This window comes from Bacteroidota bacterium, assembly GCA_016699695.1.
Lineage (GTDB): Bacteria > Bacteroidota > Bacteroidia > Bacteroidales > UBA10428 > UBA10428.
Genome location: CP065006.1, coordinates 105659 through 122012, shown reverse-complemented (window position 1 = coordinate 122012; position 16354 = coordinate 105659). Strand labels below are relative to the sequence as shown.

Genomic DNA, 16354 nt, shown 5'->3' with positions numbered 1-16354 from the left:
ATAAGCTAAAAATATCAACCAGTTTCACCAAGATTGAGTCTCAAAGATAGCACTTAAACATTGAATTCGATACCTTGGGCCAACAGGAGTTCAGAACCTCTATTTATGGTGTTGGTTTGTCTGCGCATGTATGTTTTCCATGCATCTGAGCCCGATTCCCTACCCCCACCTGTATCTTTTTCACCGCCAAATGCACCGCCTATTTCTGCCCCCGAAGTGCCAATGTTTACATTGGCTATTCCACAATCAGAGCCTTCGGCAGAAAGAAAACTTTCGGCTTCGGTGAGATTGGAAGTAAAGATGGCGGAGGATAAACCCTGTGGCACATTGTTATGCAGAGCAATTGCCTCATCAAGATTACTGTATTTTATTAAATAAAGCAAGGGTGCAAAGGTTTCTTCCTGCACTATTTCAAAGCTGTTTTCCACCTCGGCAAGGCATGGTACCACATAACAAGCTGATTTAAAGTTATCATTTTCAACGGGTGTTCCACCAAATAGTATTTTACCTCCTTCTTTCTTCACTTCTTCGATAGCCTGATAAAAGCTTTCGGTAGCAGATTTGTCGACCAGAGGCCCCACATGAGTAGTGGGATCTAATGGATTGCCAATTCGAAGGCTTTTATACACGCTTACCAATTTATTTTTAAACTCGGTATATATGGTATGATGAATAATTAATCTTCTTGTCGAAGTGCAGCGCTGACCACTGGTACCCACAGCACCAAATACAGCTGCTCTCAATGCCATATCAAGGTTGGCGTGCTCGCTTATGATGATGGCATTGTTTCCACCAAGCTCCAGAATGCTCCTACCAAGCCTTTCGCCTACCAGGCGACCCACTTTCTTACCAATGTGTGTCGAACCGGTAAAGGAGATTAGTGGAATGTTTTTGTCGCAGAACATATCATCGCCCAGGTATTTCGAGCTGGTGGCTACCAGCGTGAGAATTCCTTCCGGAATTTCATTTTCGGTTAAGACTTTAGCTACGATTTTATGCACAGCAAGGGCACATAGAAGTACCTTCGAAGAGGGTTTCCAGATTACTACATCGCCGCAAATAAGGGCCAGCATGCTGTTCCATGCCCACACTGCCACCGGAAAGTTAAAGGCTGACACCACTCCCACTATACCCAGCGGATGATACTGATCGTACATACGATGTTGTGGCCTTTCGGAATGCATGGTAAAGCCATACAACTGACGCGATTGTCCCACTGCAAAATCGCATATATCAATCATTTCCTGCACTTCTCCCAGCGCCTCCTGGTAAATTTTGCCCATTTCGTAACTTACTATTTTGGCAAGAGGTTCTTTGTAAAGCCTGAGCTGGTTGCCAATTTGCCGCACCAAATCTCCCCTTTTGGGAGCGGGTACACTGCGCCACTGAAGAAATGCATTTTGGGCAGTGCGCACAGCGAGCGCATAATCATCCAAGGTAGCTAACTTTATTCCAGCTATTTTTTTACCATCGACCGGAGAATAAGAATATACCAGTTCGCCACTGGCAGCGGGCCAGTGTGTTCCTGTGCAAAGTCCGCTATTTTCTAATTCTATACCCAACTTCTGGAGGGCTTCCTGTATGCCAAAATCTTTATTCATAGAGCGGTTATTTTTAAGGTTGAACGAATTATGCTGATAATTAATTTCCAATATTTTGAATTATGACTGTTTTTGTCGGTTGGTGAGGTAATTGACTAATCCACCTTCTTGCAAAACATGTGTAATCTTTTCAGGAAAAGGTGGAAAATGATATTCTTTCTTTCCGATTGTTGCAAGGCCCTTTTCGAGTTCAATTTTAACCTCGTCCCCTTTCTTATAAGCGTCAATTGCTGAAGGCAGCACAATTACCGGAAGACCTTGGTTTACAGCAGATCGGAAGAAAATTCGCGAAACTGATTTGGCTATCACTGCTCTTACACCTGCATGGAACATACCTACAGCAGGGTGTTCGCGTGAGCTTCCACAACCAAAATTTTCACCACACACCAGAATATCACCTTTTTCAACCTGGGTGGCAAACATTGGATCGAAGCCCTTTAACAGATGTGGAACAATTTTTTCCGGTTCCGAACTGTTGATTTCGTAAGTGAGATTGCCAGCAAACATCTGGTCGGTATTCAGGTTGTCGGCATCGTGGTAATCCCATACATTACCAGATTTCCGGAAATCACTTGATTTAATTTCATGAACCGGGCTATTGGACTGCTGAAAGGGGAATACATTTGTTCCGACCTTTACTGCAGGACTGGTAATGACACCATTTAAAGCAGAAAGTGCCACTGTAGCCGGAGAGGCAAGGTAAATATTTACGTTTTTATTACCCATTCGACCTAAAAAATTCCGGTTGGCTGTGGATATTACGGTTGTTCCATCGGCCGGAATTCCTTGGCCTGTGCCGAGACATGGTCCGCAGGAAGGCGAAAGAATGTTTGCATCGGCATCGAGAAAAATCTCTACCAGACCCTCCGAAACCGCCTGTTGGTATATTTTACGCGAAGCCGGTGTGATATGCAATTGAAAACCTTTCGGAACTTTTTGCCCTTTGAGAATTTGAGCGGCCTCACGCAGATCTTCGATGCGTCCGTTGGTGCAGGTGCCAATGAGGGCTTGGTGCACAGGTGTTCCGGTTACCTCATCCACGGCTTTTACATGGTCGACATGATGAGGACAGGCCACCAAAGGGTAAAGCTGGCTGAGGTCTATCTTGTATGTTTGCAAGTAGTTGGCCTCAGCATCGGCCCATACACCTTCAAATTTTTGATTCAGGAATACAGCTAATTTTTCGTCAGGAGGAAACACGGCATTTTTGGCACCCATTTCCGAAGCCAGGTTAGCGATGGTCATTCGGTCGGCTATGGATAAACCCGCTATGCCCTCTCCATGAAATTCGACAGAGCGGTAGTCTGCTCCATTGGAACCAATCATTCCTATGATATATAAAGCAATATCTTTTGCGTATACACCACGCGGAAGTTGACCTGTAAGTTCAATTTTGATAGTTTCGGGAACCAAAAGCCAGGTTTCGCCGGTGGCCCAGATACCCGCTGTTTCGGTGCGATCAATTCCTGCCGCAAAGGCATTGAATGCCCCGGCTGTGCATGTATGGCTGTCGCTGCCAACAATCAACATTCCCGGCCTGGCATATAGCGAAATTAGCTGGTGACAGATACCTTCTCCGGCATCGTGAAAGCGTGCTATGCCTTGTTCTTTCACAAAATTTCGAATTTGTTGGTAATCGTTGGCCAGTTTACTGGTAGTTGGAGGGGCATTGTGGTCAAGTACAATCATCAACTGCGAAGCATCGGCTAACTTGCTGTGGCCCATCTTTCTGAAAGTCTTTTCGATACTGGCTGAATTGTCATGCGAAAGCACAATGTCGGGCTTTACAAATACAATACTGCCTTTGGTTGCCCCCAGTATTTTCTCCACAAATGTTTTGCCTGCCATACTTTAAGAATTACGCGTTTAACAAGTCGCCTTTTTGATAGATATCCATTTGCACATTGGCAAATTTGCCGATAAAAATTACTTTTTGATTATGAAGATTTTCGAACCGGCCTGTAGAAAAGTCAAGTTCTACCGTATCGTTTTCTTTAAGTTCGAGCGTATCGAGTTGTGTATAGGTAAGCACCGGAAAGCCTGCATTAATGGCATTACGTTCGTAAATGGCACCAAACGATTTTGCCACAATGGCCTGTATGCCAAGAGATTTAAAGCAATCTACAGCCTGTTGCCGCGAGCTTCCGGCACCAAAATTCTTTCCGCTTATTACAATATCTCCTGCTTTGGCTTTTTTAGCAAAATCCTCAAATCCCTTGAGGTTTCCAAATGTAAACTGCCCCATTTCTGCCAGCTCTGTAATAGAAAGGTGTTGGTTATGATAGATCATATCAGTGTCGATGTTGTCTTCAGGAATTATCCAGACCCTGCCCCTTACACAAGTTAAAGGTGAAATTCTTTCCTTTTCTTTCGGTTTATCCTTGTGAAAGGCTTTGGTTCCTTTTGCAGTAAAAGTCGTAGGATTTGATGGCAGGTTATCCGGATCGGTTATATGTCCGGCAATGGCAGAAGCAATAGCTATCTCGGGCGAGGCAAGGTAAACTTCACCCTTTCCCTGTTTGCCGGGGAAGTTTCGGTTACCTGTGCTGATTGTAATTTCTCCCGGACCATTTTGACCTATCTGCCCGGCTGCACAACCTGCGCATCCGGCATTACCAAACAAAGCACCTGCAGCTTTAAAACTTTCGATTAGACCCTCTTTAAGGCATTGTTGCCAGATTTCATCGGTAGCAGGAACTATTTTTAAAACAACACCCGGAGCAAGTTTATACTTTTTCAATAATCGGGCTGCTACGCGCATTTCTTCCATTCGTCCATTGGTGCAGCTTCCCACAAAGGCCGAATCGATTTTAATGCCTCTTACTTCCTCTATCGGAACTACTCCATGTGGTTGACCAGGAAGAGCAATGGCTGGAACAAAATCTTCGATATTGATTTCAAATGTTTGTTCATATTCTGCATCCTTGTCAGCATACACAGGTGTTACTTTTTTTCCTGCTTTCAGACTGCAATATTCCAGTACCTCTTCGGAGGGCGGTATGAGAAGGGCAATAGCTCCCAGCTCAGTAGCCATGGATGAAATGGTAATCCGCTGGTCCAGCGAGAGTTCTTCTATTGATTGTCCATAAAGCTCGATAGAGTATCCTAGCAGTGAATTTGCACCAAATTCAAGCAATAGATTCAATATGATGTCTTTGGCTGTAACCGCATCTGGTTTTTTACCATTCAGGATAATTTTAACACTTGGCGGCACCTTAAACCAAACAGCACCATTGGCCCATGCAGCCGCAATGTCCCGGTCGCCCATTCCCTGCCCAAAAGCGCCAATGGCCCCAAGAATATTGGCATGTGAATCGGTTGAAACCAATGTAGAACCGGGCACAGCCAAACCCTGGTCAATGGCAATGTGAGTGCCAATTCCGGCATTGATATCGAACACACCTATGTTGTTCTCCCGGGCATAGATGCGACATTTGTGCTGGTTGGTAGCATAGCTCTGATCCGACCCGGTTGGATTGCAATCGAAAGTAAAAAAGGTTTTGCTGGGATCATTCACATCCAACATATTGTCATTAAGGTTCTTAATTACATTGGCTCCGCCAAAATCGCGGGCCAGACGAACATCAATGTCAATGTCTACAATATCACCTGGCACTACTTTCTCTCTATGACAGTGCATGGCCAGTATTTTCTCTGTAATATTCATTTTATTATATATTGAATATCAAATTATTATACCACTTTTTATAAAGTTATAAGTTACATTATACCTTTAACCTTTCCTTAAAAGGAAGAAAGGCCATAAAATCGGAATGGTGCACGATATATGCTTCGGTGGTGCGCTTTACCATGTCACCCTCACCGGCATGGGTAGCAATAATATGGCATACTTCAGAGGGTACACCGCAGGCCTCTGCAAGCGATACCCCTGAGAAGGGATGCCTCAGGTATTTTCCATAAGTTCCCTGCCGGGCATTTCCTTCTTTATCGAGTTCGTATTCCAACAATTTACCTACATCGGCCAGAATAGCGCCTGAAATAAGTACATCCATATTAATGGGCAGTTCCTTTCCAAAGAAGCTTTTCATTTTTAAGGCTGCTTCGCGAGCAATGTGCACTACGGCACGCTTGTGGGCCATAAAACTCACTTTCAGGTCGGGACCACATAACAAAGTAAAAGGAATGGTATTCAGGTCATCGGCAGAAAGCACGCTTTTTTCAAGAGCCAATTGCCAGGTATCCATGGTTTTCTGCCTCAATTGAGCATCATTTATCCATGTCATTTCGGGCCAAAGGGCAATAATCTGCTCCTTGATTAGGCTTTTATCTTTTGATGTTGATTGTGCCATAATGTTCTATCAGGCTTTATTTTTTTAACTTTTCAATAATTGCATCGGCCATTTGACGGGTCGAAGCTGCACCTTGTTGAATTACATCCTGTTTACCGGTCATTTTCATCATATCATAGGTGCGCACTTTGCCTTCGAGAATCACCTGAGCTATGGCTTTTCGAATTTGACTGGCCATATGCTTTTCGGAGATAAAATCGAGCATCATACAGGCCGATTCGACCATGGCAATCGGGTTTACAATTGAAGGGTTGAAAGTGGCATATTTCGGGGCTGAGCCATGAGTAGGCTCAAACACTGCTACCTTCTCCCCGATGTTGGCACTGCAGGCAAATCCCAAACCGCCAATCAGTCCGGCAAATCCGTCGGAGACAATATCGCCAAACATGTTACCGGCTACAATTACTCCATAGTCTTCCGGATTTTTTGTGAGCCACATCATCTGGGCATCGATGTTGGTATTCCAAAGTTCGATGTGGCTGTATTCCTTTTGCATGGCACGCGCCATGTTGTACATCATGCCCGAGGTTTCGCGAATCACATTGGGTTTTTCGCACACGGTAACCGATTTGTATCCGTTTTTGTTGGCATAATCGAAAGCAGCCCTCAGTATGCGTTCTGTGGCTCTTTTCGTGAAAATCCGGGTCGATACCGCTATTTCTTCGCGTGGCACCTTGCCAAAATTTTGTCTGAACTTAGGATGACTGTACAAAGCATCGTACACAATGCCATCGGGATGGGACCATTCCACACCGCCATAAAGCCCTTCGGTATTTTGCCTGAAAATCACTACATCGACCAAGGGTTCTTCAATCTGTTCACCTTTGCCCCTTCTGATAAAATTGAGTGGGTTTCCTTTGTAGGTGCGACAAGGTCGTATGCAAATATCTAAATCGAAATACTGGCGCATGCCAACAATGGGACTTGAGTAAACCAAGTCTTTACCTTTCAGGGCTGGCGAAAGCTCCTCGTCGGCTTCGTTTTTTGGTTTGGAAGTAATGGCCCCAAACAGTCCGATTTTATGCTCTTCCAATAACTTTAATGTCCTGTCGGGCAAGGGATTTCCTTCCTTACACCAGAATTCCCAACCAATATCGCCTTCTACATAATTGGCTTCAAAACCAGCGGCATTCAGCACACGTATTGTTTCTTCAAGTACTACCCTGCCAATGCCATCGCCGGGCATGGATACAATTGTTCTTTTCGACATAGGATAAATATTTAGGCTATTCCTTATAATTAATTGATATATAAATATATAATTCTACTTATAGGATGCATAACATTATAGATTATGGATTAGGAATCACCTTCCGCACCACGTCAATCACTGTTCCATCAACCCATTTAATGGCAGCCACAATTTCTTCACCAGTAGTAAGTTTTTGTGGTTTTCCACATATAGCTTCCGCTTCCTGCTGAAGTTCATGGATTGTTTTAATGGGCAAACCGGAGTTTTTCGATTTTTCTATCAAATCAACACGTAGAGGATTGATGGCTATGCCTCGTTCAGTTACAATTACATCGATGAGTTCACCCGGGCCGCAGAGTGTTGTTACCTCATCGACAATAATGGGTATGCGGTCGCGGAAAAGAGGTACCGGCAGAATTACGGTTTTGGAAAACAAACAATTTTGCCAACCTCCGATGCCATGCAGAAGATATCCATCGGAATGGGTTACCACATTGGCATTGAAATTCAGGTCGACTTCGGTGGCGCCAAGTATGACTACATCAACCAGGCCGGCAAAGTTTCCCTTGCTGTGGTAGTTGTAACTGGTAAAAGGACTTGTCCAGACATGGTTAGGATTATCACGCATCGATCTTATTCCTTCCAGATCGAAAGTCTGACCATCGAGAATGTATTCTACAAGGCCTTCTTCCAGCATCTGCACCAGGTATTTGTTGCTCCCTCCCCGGGCAAAGCGGGCCTTTATTCCTTTTCGCCTCATGATTTCGCCAAAATAAATGCCAATTGATAAGGCGGTACCTCCGGCGCCGGCTTGAAACGAAAAACCTTCGTGAATGATTCCTGTATGCTCGCAGAATTTAGCAGTAAGCTCTGCAATGATCAGGCGATCGGGACTTTTAGTGACTTCGGTAGTGCCCGAAACTATCTTCTCCGGGAGACCTATTTTATCCACTTTTACTGTACAATCGACATAATTGCCTTGTATCTGCCAGGGAATGCATGGAAATGGCACCATATTATCTGTTACCACTATTACCTTGTCGGCGTATTGTGCATCACCTAATGCAAAACCAAGAGATCCGCTGGCAGAAGGGCCATTCAGTCCATTGGCATTTCCAAAGGTATCGGCGCAGGCTGCCCCTATAATGGCAATGTCTATTTTTACTTCTCCATCCTGTATAGCCTGATAACGTCCTCCATGAGAGCGAAGTATGGCTGTTTTTTTCATCTTGCCTTCTGAACAGTATTTCCCCAGCGGCCCATTCATGCTCCCTTCGATGTGGCTGATGGTTCCATCTTCGAGGTATTTGATCAGGTATTTGTGGCAGGGAAATGCTGCTGAAGGAAACCACCTTAGGTTTTTTATACCCAGTTCTGCTGCGGCATCGAACACCATATTAGCCAGCAAGTCGCCATCGCGAAAATGGTGGTGTGTTGAAAGCGTCATTCCATCTTTCAGACCCACTTTTACAAGCGCTTCTCTGATACTCCCCACCTGCTTGTTTCCGTCGGGTGCGAAAAGAGCATTGGAGGAAATTTTTGGAGCGTGTTTAATGCCCGTGGGAATGAATTTTCCTACGCCATGGTAGGGCACGGTGGGTTGACCGTTAATTTCCAGCGGAACCATGCGGCCAGCAGCATTTTTCACCAGTTTATTGTTCATTTTCAACCCTCCAGTTTGAATTGATCTTGCCCGTATCCACTGCCAGTTGTATTGTTTTTAATGCCCGGTGCACCACTGGTGGATCAATCATTTTTGAGCCGAGTGCTACCACACCCAGACCCTGTTTTTTGGCTTGCTCAAAGGCCAGCACAATTTTTTTCGCCTTTTCAATTTCTGTATTGTCAGGGCTATAATATTCATTTACCACTGGCACTTGTCGTGGGTGAATGCATCCCATGCCGACAAAACCCAGCGATTTCGACTCGAGCACGGTCGATTTAAGTGCTTCCATATCGCCCACATCAGAAAATACCGAGTCGATGGGCTGCAATCCGGCAGCCCTTGCAGCATTTACCACTGCTGTACGGGCAAAGAACGATTCGCGGGCTTGTTGAGTACGCTGTACTCCGAGGTCGGCTGTGTAATCTTCCAAACCTAAGGCCAGTGCCACATTGCGTTTGGAGGCAGTGGCAATTTCAAAGGCTTTCATCACCCCCAGTGCCGTTTCGATAATAGGCATCAAGTATATGTCGTTACGGTTGTTGCTGAATTTGCCAATAGCTTCGTCTACCTGCTTTACTTGCTCGGCGCTTTCGCATTTAGGCAATAGAATCAGGTTTGGGAACTGAGGTACTATCATTTTTAAGTCCTCCAAACCGGCTGGCAGCTGGTTGATGCGTACCATACGCTCGCTGCCCCTGAATTCAATAGTTCTAAGGGCATTGCGCACCAGCATGCGTGCTTCGGATTTTTTCTCAGGTGCTACCGAGTCCTCCAGATCGAGAATAATACCTCCGCTGCCATAGATTCCGGCATTTATCATCAGTTTAGGATTATTACCCGGAATGTACAGACGTGAAAAACGTTGGCAGTCTCTTGCGGTTGAATAATTGTTGGAAGGCAAAGAAGGTAAAAGAAATTCTTTATCGGCATTGATAAATTGCTTTATGGCCGATTCAATTCTGGAAGCCATCACAAACGGAAGGGCACCCTTATCGTCAACCAGCAGGCGGGCATGTTTTATTTCGAAGAATGAAAGCACTGAAAGGCACAATTCTTCGATGGACTGACCATACAGAGACTTTACTTTGCTTTGAATAGTGAGTTCGATTCCGCCCTGGTCGAGGATTTCAAGCTCTACCCAACAATCAGATCGGATTTGTTCGCCCTTATTTCCTGCGGTATATATCATATTGCTTTAGCATTGATTCATTATTTAAGGCTGATATGCATAAAAATATCTTCCTTAAAACATGGAAAATTTAAATAATTAATAAAAGCTAACTCCTGATAGTTATCAGTTGGCATGGTATGCCATGTCTGAGCAATCAACTTTTTTCTTCTTCAGCCGATTTTGTTTGCTTCAATTTGATTGAGAATAAAACAGCAATGCATATAAATATTATTTTGTAATTTTAAGAGTAAACGAATTGCAAATGAAACGCCGATCTGGAATTGTTTTGTGTCTGCTTCTCCTTATGAATCTTTATTGCAATGCCCAGGAAGCGGATTCAATTCTCTTGGAAGAGTATTGGAATATGAGCCTCGAGGAGTTGGCCAACATACAAATTTCGATTGCTTCGAAAAAGGAAGAAAGTCGTTTTGAGTCCCCTTTTTCGACCTATATTATTACCCAGGAAGATATGCAGCAGGCTGGTTGCCTGAATCTTATGGAAGCCTTTCGACTGATTCCGGGACTCATTGTGCGGCAAACTACACAAGGTGCCTACGACATTCACCTGAGAGGCTACGACAACATCCTAAATGTAAACAGGGAATTAACGCTGTATAGCAATTCCATCACACTTGTCATGATCGATAACCGACCAGTTTATAACTATTTTCAGGGAGGTACTTTTTGGGAATCCCTGCCCCTTGGTATTGCCGAAATCGAAAGTATTGAATTTATTAACGGGGCCTCATCGGCCATGTACGGCCCTAACGCAGTTTCGGGTGTCATTAACATTATTACCAAAAAGAAGGCCGCCGGAGAAGTGCGTGTAACGCAGGATTTACAAGCTAGTACCGGAAGAAATCTGGTGTCATCCACCAATGTGCTGGTACCGGTAAATTCCAAGCTCACAGTTGGAGGTTCGTTAAACCGAACTTTTTTCGAACGCGACTTTGACAAGTATTTTAGTTATTCAAAAAAGATATGGGTTCCGGTCGATTCATTGAGGTTTGGCAGTACTAGCTCCGATGCACGTTATCCGGATATTAGCAATGCCGCCGATTTAATTTCGGGTAACTTACGAATAAACTACCAGGATGATGCAGACAACTACCTTGACTTCACTGCCGGACACCAGGAATCGGAAGTACAAAAGATTTATGTGAACAACCAGGTTACTCCTCTCACCACCAATGGTTCAAAAAGCTCTTACTTCAACCTGATTACCCAAAAACAAGGTTTTCTGCTAAACCTTGCACACATGCGGGGATATCAGAACACCTATGGAATGATGGGTTGGGAATACGATTTTAACACCACCGATGCGCTAATTGAGTATACATACAACATAAAAGGTTTTAGTCTTAGACCCGGCCTGGGATTTCGAAATGCCATATACGATGATGCGAAAGCAATTGAAGAATATGGAACTGAAAGAGCCTTGTTAAGTGGCAGAAAATCCATCAACACATTTTCAGGATTAGTCAGAACCGAATATGATTTCAGCAAACTTAGGATCATTGCTGCCCTGAGGGTTGATAAATACAATGTTCCAGATAAATTTTATTTTTCCTACCAATTTGCTATTACGCACCAACCAAATGAGGATAACCTGCTCAGGTTGGTTTATTCAAAATCGAACAGAGGTTCTTTCTTTTTAGATTCATACTACAACCAGGAATTTGATTATGGTACGGTGCAGGTTAACCTGCAAGGTAATACCAATCTTGATTTGCTGACCCTGGATTTGCTTGAAGCCGGAATAAGGAATAAAAGTTCCAGGAATTTTCATTTCGATGCAGTCATCTATGGATCCCGCACCCGGCATTATGCCCAATTGCTGGAATCTCCTTTTACGACTGATAGTATAGTATTGTACGAATTTCAGAATCTTGATCTGAATGCCTTTCAGCTGGGAGCCAGCCTTGAGTTGGATTACATTCCTTCGAGAAATTTCAGAGTGAGAGCCTATTCAAACCTTCAAAACACCATGGTAGATGATTACCCACTCACCGACTCTACCTCCGAAACGCACAGCCAAGGGTCGACACCTATGTTATATGGTGGCTTAGTATTGAACTACAGCCCATTTAAGCGACTTAATATCAATCTGAATCCATACTATTTCACCAAACAAGTGCTTAATTCTGCCTCATCAAGAGACAGCCAGGGCAATTATTACTCAATCTCTACGCAACTGATTCTGAATGCCAAAATCTCTTACCAGCTAACAAAAGCGGTCATCCTCTTTGCCAATGGCAAAAACCTTTTGCATCACCAGCAGGAAGAAGTGATTTGGGGCGATAAAATAAGTGCCAGCTATTGGGGCGGAGTGCACATCGATTTATAGGCTTTTTAGTGTGGCAACTCCAGGTAATTGTTTCTTATTAATTGAGAAAAAAAGCAGACAATTCGCTGGTTGTTTCCAAAAAATGTTCCGGTTTATTTAGAAGCAAATTTTCTCTTTGTCCAAAGCCATATCCTACTGCAATAACAGCAATATCTGCTTGTTTTGCACCCATGATGTCGTAGGCAGTATCGCCAATCATTACCGTTTCTGATTTAATTAACTGATGTTTCTCCATCAAGGAAACAATTAGACTTGCCTTTGTGCGTGTGCCGGCATAGTCTGCCCCGGCCAGATCAAAGAAACAGGAATCAATTCCGAAATGTTCAAGTATTAATCGGGCATATTTTTCAAGCTTCGAAGTAGCTACAAAAAGTCTGTAGCCAGAAGCTTGCAGAGAGACCAGCAGTTCAGGAATGCCCTCGTAAATCTTATTTTCGAAAAGTCCTTTGGTGCCATAGTATTCGCGAAAAAAGGCTACTGCCTTGTGAGTAGCTTCGCTGTCGAGCTGAAATACCGTCTGAAACCCATGCTGGAGAGGCGGCCCGATAAATTCCTCTGGTACCGAATCAGGTAGGTTTTGAATTCCAAGCCTTTGTAGGGCATAACGAAGCGAATTGAGTATGCCATCTATGGGATTGCTAAGGGTTCCATCGAGGTCGAATATGATGTTTTTAAAGGGGTGCATGGTTTACTGGTATATTAATTTGCAACTATTCTATAATTTCCATTCACGAATAAGTAGATTTAATTTTGAAAATGCAAATATTTAACTCTATCTTTGCGGCGCTAAAAACAAATTATACAAACACAATGGGTAAAGGAGATTTAAGATCAAAAAGGGGTAAAATTGTTAACGGTTCTTACGGCAAAACCCGCCCCAGCAAAGATACCAAACCTGTTCAACAGGATAAAAAAGCGAACTAAGAAATACATTGCAAAGGTATGCGCCGCACATGTTTAATGATGCGGCTTTTTTTGTTTTTTGCCACCATACTATAAATCAGTAAAAAGCTTTTCGATAAAATGAAACCAATACGTAATGTAGCCATTATTGCCCACGTCGATCATGGCAAAACCACCCTGGTAGATTGCATTTTGCACCAGTGCCGGATTTTTAGGGATAATGAGCAAAAAGGCGATCTAATTTTAGACAGCAACGACCTGGAGCGCGAAAGGGGCATCACGATTCTGGCCAAGAATGTATCGGTCAATTACAACGATCACAAAATCAATATCATCGACACTCCTGGTCACGCCGATTTTGGTGGCGAGGTAGAGCGTGTACTCAACATGGCCGATGGGGTATTGTTGCTTGTGGATGCTTTTGAAGGACCCATGCCCCAAACCCGTTTTGTGTTGAGCAAGGCCATTCAAATGGGTTTAAAACCTGTAGTAGTAATTAACAAGGTCGATAAACCCAATTGCCGGCCCGACGAGGTGCAGGATGCGGTGTTCGACCTCATGTGCCATCTCGATGCCAACGACCATCAACTCGATTTTCATACCATCTATGGCTCGGCCAAAAATGGATGGATGTCGGCAGACTGGAAGAATCCGGCAACCGATGTAAAATACCTGCTCGACCAGATTATCGAGCAAATTCCACCCCCAAAAATTGAAGAAGGCACCCTTCAACTTAAAATAACCTCACTGGAGTATTCGAATTTTATCGGACGTATTGCCATTGGCCGCATAAGCCGTGGCAGCATTAAAAGCGGCCAGGCAGTTGCGCTGGTAAAGCGCGACAACAGCATTGTAAAATCGAAGGTAAAGGAGCTTTTCGAATTCGAAGGCCTCGGAAAGATTAAAGTGAACGAAGTACTGTGTGGCGATTTATGCGCTATTTCAGGCATCGACGGATTCGAGATCAGCGATACGGTGGCCGACATCGAAAATCCAGAGGGTTTACCTCCTATTCCTATCGATGAGCCTACCATGAGCATGCTTTTTACCATTAACGATTCGCCCTTTTTTGGAAAGGAAGGCAAATTTGTTACTTCGCGTCACTTGTACGACCGCCTGATGAAGGAAACTGAAAAGAACCTCGCCTTGCGTGTTGAGGCAACCGATTCGCCCGACCGGCACCGCGTATATGGCCGTGGTATTTTACACCTTGCTATTCTGATCGAAACCATGCGCCGCGAGGGGTATGAGCTTCAATTGGGTAAACCACGTGTAATTATCAAAGAACTTGATGGGGTGAAATGCGAACCGGTAGAAGTACTGAGCATCGACACACCTGAAGAATGTTCGGGCAAGATTATCGAATTTGTCAACCAGCGAAAAGGTGAACTTCTGATAATGGTACCTAAGCACGACCTCATTCACCTCGAATTTGAAATACCCGCCCGTGGACTGATTGGTTTCCGTCAGCCGGTAATGAACATTTCGGCAGGTGAAGCCATTATCTCAAGTCGTTTTAAAGAATACCAGCCATTGAAGGGAGATATTAAAGAACGCCAAAACGGATCGCTTGTGGCCATGGAAAGCGGCACCTCTATTGCTTTTGCCATTAATAAACTGCAAGACCGCGGCACTTTCTTCATTAAACCGGGCGACGAAGTGTATACCGGTATGATTGTAGGTGAGAATACCCGCGCCGGCGACCTGGTGCTGAATGTTACCAAAACAAAGAAATTGACCAACATGCGAGCCTCGGGCAGCGACGACAAGGTCCGTATAGCCCCTCCGGTTGTTTTTTCGCTCGAAGAAGCCATGGAATACATTCAGGACGATGAGTACGTAGAAGTAACCCCCAAAAGCATTCGTTTGCGTAAAATCCTGCTCGAAGAGCATGAGCGCAAAAGAGCCGCCAACAAATCGTTGAGCTAAACGATTATAAGTATTATGAAAGCCCGGTTAGATTTAACTTACCGGGCTTTTTTGTGTTGAAAGAATTTAACGAGGAATAATAGTTGCAATTAGTTTTAAAAATCCCAAAGACCTATTTCACAGGGTAATAGACAAGGGTTTCGAAAAGCGAGGTATCGCTCATAGTGCTGTCCGACGCATAAAGTGGCACTTCCCAGGGATCGCCATTTAGGGAATAGCCATTCTGGCGCATGTATTCTTTGAGCTCGCTGTGTGCTTTACCGGTATTCGAAGGTCTGCCAAAATGCGATTGTACAAGGGTTTTTCCTGCGGGAAGGGCATAATATTGAAGAGAAGCCCATACCCAGGTTCTTTCGTGCAATGGAATGCCTATGAAAAGCTCGTTGCTACCCTCCTGCTCTGCCTGTGGTACAAGCCTGAACCATTGACCTGCAGCCTGTAGTTGGCGGTTATTTAAAAAGCTGTTGAGCGTGGCTACCATATTACCAATTTGTTCATTGGTTTGGTCTGGTTTTAGCGATTCTTTGACCATTACGGTGTGCACAACAGGCATTTCAATGAGGCTAATTTCGCCTGTGCGACTGTATTTTAGTCCAATGCAATGTTGGTTTAATTGGGTCAGTCCTTGTTGCATAAAATGCTCCAGTTCTTTTTTCTTTATCCGAAATAAGATACGCTCAAACAAACCTAAATTGGACAGATTCATGGACCAGTTTACATTGCATCCCAGGCTTGTGGGTTCAAGGTACCAAAGTCCGGTTGTTTGAGATGTTTGTCCCAGGTTAAACTCCACAGCAATACTCTCGGGTGGCACAGCATGAATCATTTTCAGGTGTCCCTTACCGTAGGGGATACTCTTCCAGGTCATTTGGGCTTGTTTACCCCGGAAAGGAGGCTTTACATCCACTTGCATATTCGTGTCGTTCGCAATCCAGGGAGCCCAGCTCGTCCAGTTTCTGAAATCGACCAATTGTTCGTAAACCATCGAAGGCGGAAGGTTAATTTCCTGCATGGCAACGAGCTTTTGGTTTTTTGGTAGAAATGCTGCGACAACTGTCAGAACAACTGCCATAAATAATAGCACAACAAGGATTTTCAGAATGAATTTCATACAGTAGAGATTATTCGCCTAAAATACAGTCAATCTTGCCAACCTAAAAGCACTTGTTCACTTAATTTTCGAACAATTCTTCAACCGGTTGGTGTGATTGGTTATATTTGGGCACGAAACAAAG

At 44.1% G+C, this 16354-nt stretch carries 12 protein-coding genes; 3 read left to right on the top strand and 9 right to left on the bottom strand.

Annotated features, from left to right (window positions below):
• Positions 1-53 precede the first annotated feature (53 nt).
• From IPM71_00505 to IPM71_00475, 7 genes are all read right to left on the bottom strand, one after another.
• Positions 54-1601 carry an aldehyde dehydrogenase family protein gene (locus IPM71_00505; GenBank protein ID QQS51238.1) on the bottom strand — a complete coding sequence of 516 codons (1548 nt, stop codon included), beginning with the start codon at positions 1599-1601 and terminating at the stop codon, positions 54-56.
• A gap of 60 nt (positions 1602-1661) precedes the next feature.
• Entirely contained in the window at positions 1662-3449 is a 1788-nt protein-coding gene (locus IPM71_00500) for a 3-isopropylmalate dehydratase large subunit (GenBank protein QQS51237.1), read from the bottom strand.
• 10 nt (positions 3450-3459) lie between these two features.
• Entirely contained in the window at positions 3460-5268 is a 1809-nt protein-coding gene (locus tag IPM71_00495) for a 3-isopropylmalate dehydratase large subunit (protein QQS51236.1), read from the bottom strand.
• Between the two features lie 58 nt (positions 5269-5326).
• Positions 5327-5878 carry an HDIG domain-containing protein gene (locus tag IPM71_00490; protein ID QQS52751.1) on the bottom strand — a complete coding sequence of 184 codons (552 nt, stop codon included), beginning with the start codon at positions 5876-5878 and terminating at the stop codon, positions 5327-5329.
• Positions 5879-5927: 49 nt separating this feature from the next.
• Positions 5928-7121 carry an isocitrate/isopropylmalate dehydrogenase family protein gene (locus IPM71_00485; protein ID QQS51235.1) on the bottom strand — a complete coding sequence of 398 codons (1194 nt, stop codon included), beginning with the start codon at positions 7119-7121 and terminating at the stop codon, positions 5928-5930.
• Positions 7122-7203: 82 nt separating this feature from the next.
• On the bottom strand, positions 7204-8766 hold the full coding sequence (gene citF / locus IPM71_00480) for a citrate lyase subunit alpha (protein QQS51234.1): 1563 nt from the start codon (positions 8764-8766) through the stop codon (positions 7204-7206).
• Complete coding sequence (locus IPM71_00475) at positions 8756-9958, bottom strand: citrate lyase ACP (GenBank protein QQS51233.1); 1203 nt, start codon at positions 9956-9958, stop codon at positions 8756-8758. The genes citF and IPM71_00475 overlap by 11 nt, the downstream gene beginning before the upstream one ends.
• A 244-nt stretch (positions 9959-10202) precedes the next feature.
• Here IPM71_00475 and IPM71_00470 point away from each other — a divergent pair, with 244 nt between their 5' ends.
• Entirely contained in the window at positions 10203-12287 is a 2085-nt protein-coding gene (locus IPM71_00470) for a TonB-dependent receptor plug domain-containing protein (GenBank protein ID QQS51232.1), read from the top strand.
• Between the two features lie 37 nt (positions 12288-12324).
• On the opposite strand, the gene IPM71_00465 is transcribed toward IPM71_00470, so the two are convergent.
• Positions 12325-12972, bottom strand: coding sequence for an HAD-IA family hydrolase (locus IPM71_00465; protein ID QQS51231.1), 648 nt, complete (start codon positions 12970-12972; stop codon positions 12325-12327).
• 125 nt (positions 12973-13097) lie between these two features.
• Between IPM71_00465 and IPM71_00460 the strand changes: the two genes are divergently transcribed.
• Positions 13098-13211, top strand: coding sequence for a 30S ribosomal protein THX (locus IPM71_00460; protein ID QQS52750.1), 114 nt, complete (start codon positions 13098-13100; stop codon positions 13209-13211).
• 99 nt (positions 13212-13310) lie between these two features.
• On the top strand, positions 13311-15119 hold the full coding sequence (gene typA / locus IPM71_00455) for a translational GTPase TypA (protein ID QQS51230.1): 1809 nt from the start codon (positions 13311-13313) through the stop codon (positions 15117-15119).
• Positions 15120-15231: 112 nt separating this feature from the next.
• On the opposite strand, the gene IPM71_00450 is transcribed toward typA, so the two are convergent.
• Positions 15232-16230: an SRPBCC family protein gene (locus IPM71_00450; GenBank protein ID QQS51229.1), complete on the bottom strand. Its 999-nt coding sequence runs from the start codon at positions 16228-16230 to the stop codon at positions 15232-15234.
• Positions 16231-16354: the final 124 nt, after the last annotated feature.

Coding starts and splice junctions, on each gene's coding strand:
- IPM71_00505 (QQS51238.1), bottom strand. CDS start 1,601: ATGAATAAAGATTTTGGCATACAGGAAGCCCTCCAGAAGTTGGGTATA.
- IPM71_00500 (QQS51237.1), bottom strand. CDS start 3,449: ATGGCAGGCAAAACATTTGTGGAGAAAATACTGGGGGCAACCAAAGGC.
- IPM71_00495 (QQS51236.1), bottom strand. CDS start 5,268: ATGAATATTACAGAGAAAATACTGGCCATGCACTGTCATAGAGAGAAA.
- IPM71_00485 (QQS51235.1), bottom strand. CDS start 7,121: ATGTCGAAAAGAACAATTGTATCCATGCCCGGCGATGGCATTGGCAGG.
- citF (QQS51234.1), bottom strand. CDS start 8,766: ATGAACAATAAACTGGTGAAAAATGCTGCTGGCCGCATGGTTCCGCTG.
- IPM71_00475 (QQS51233.1), bottom strand. CDS start 9,958: ATGATATATACCGCAGGAAATAAGGGCGAACAAATCCGATCTGATTGT.
- IPM71_00470 (QQS51232.1), top strand. CDS start 10,203: ATGAAACGCCGATCTGGAATTGTTTTGTGTCTGCTTCTCCTTATGAAT.
- IPM71_00465 (QQS51231.1), bottom strand. CDS start 12,972: ATGCACCCCTTTAAAAACATCATATTCGACCTCGATGGAACCCTTAGC.
- IPM71_00460 (QQS52750.1), top strand. CDS start 13,098: ATGGGTAAAGGAGATTTAAGATCAAAAAGGGGTAAAATTGTTAACGGT.
- typA (QQS51230.1), top strand. CDS start 13,311: ATGAAACCAATACGTAATGTAGCCATTATTGCCCACGTCGATCATGGC.
- IPM71_00450 (QQS51229.1), bottom strand. CDS start 16,230: ATGAAATTCATTCTGAAAATCCTTGTTGTGCTATTATTTATGGCAGTT.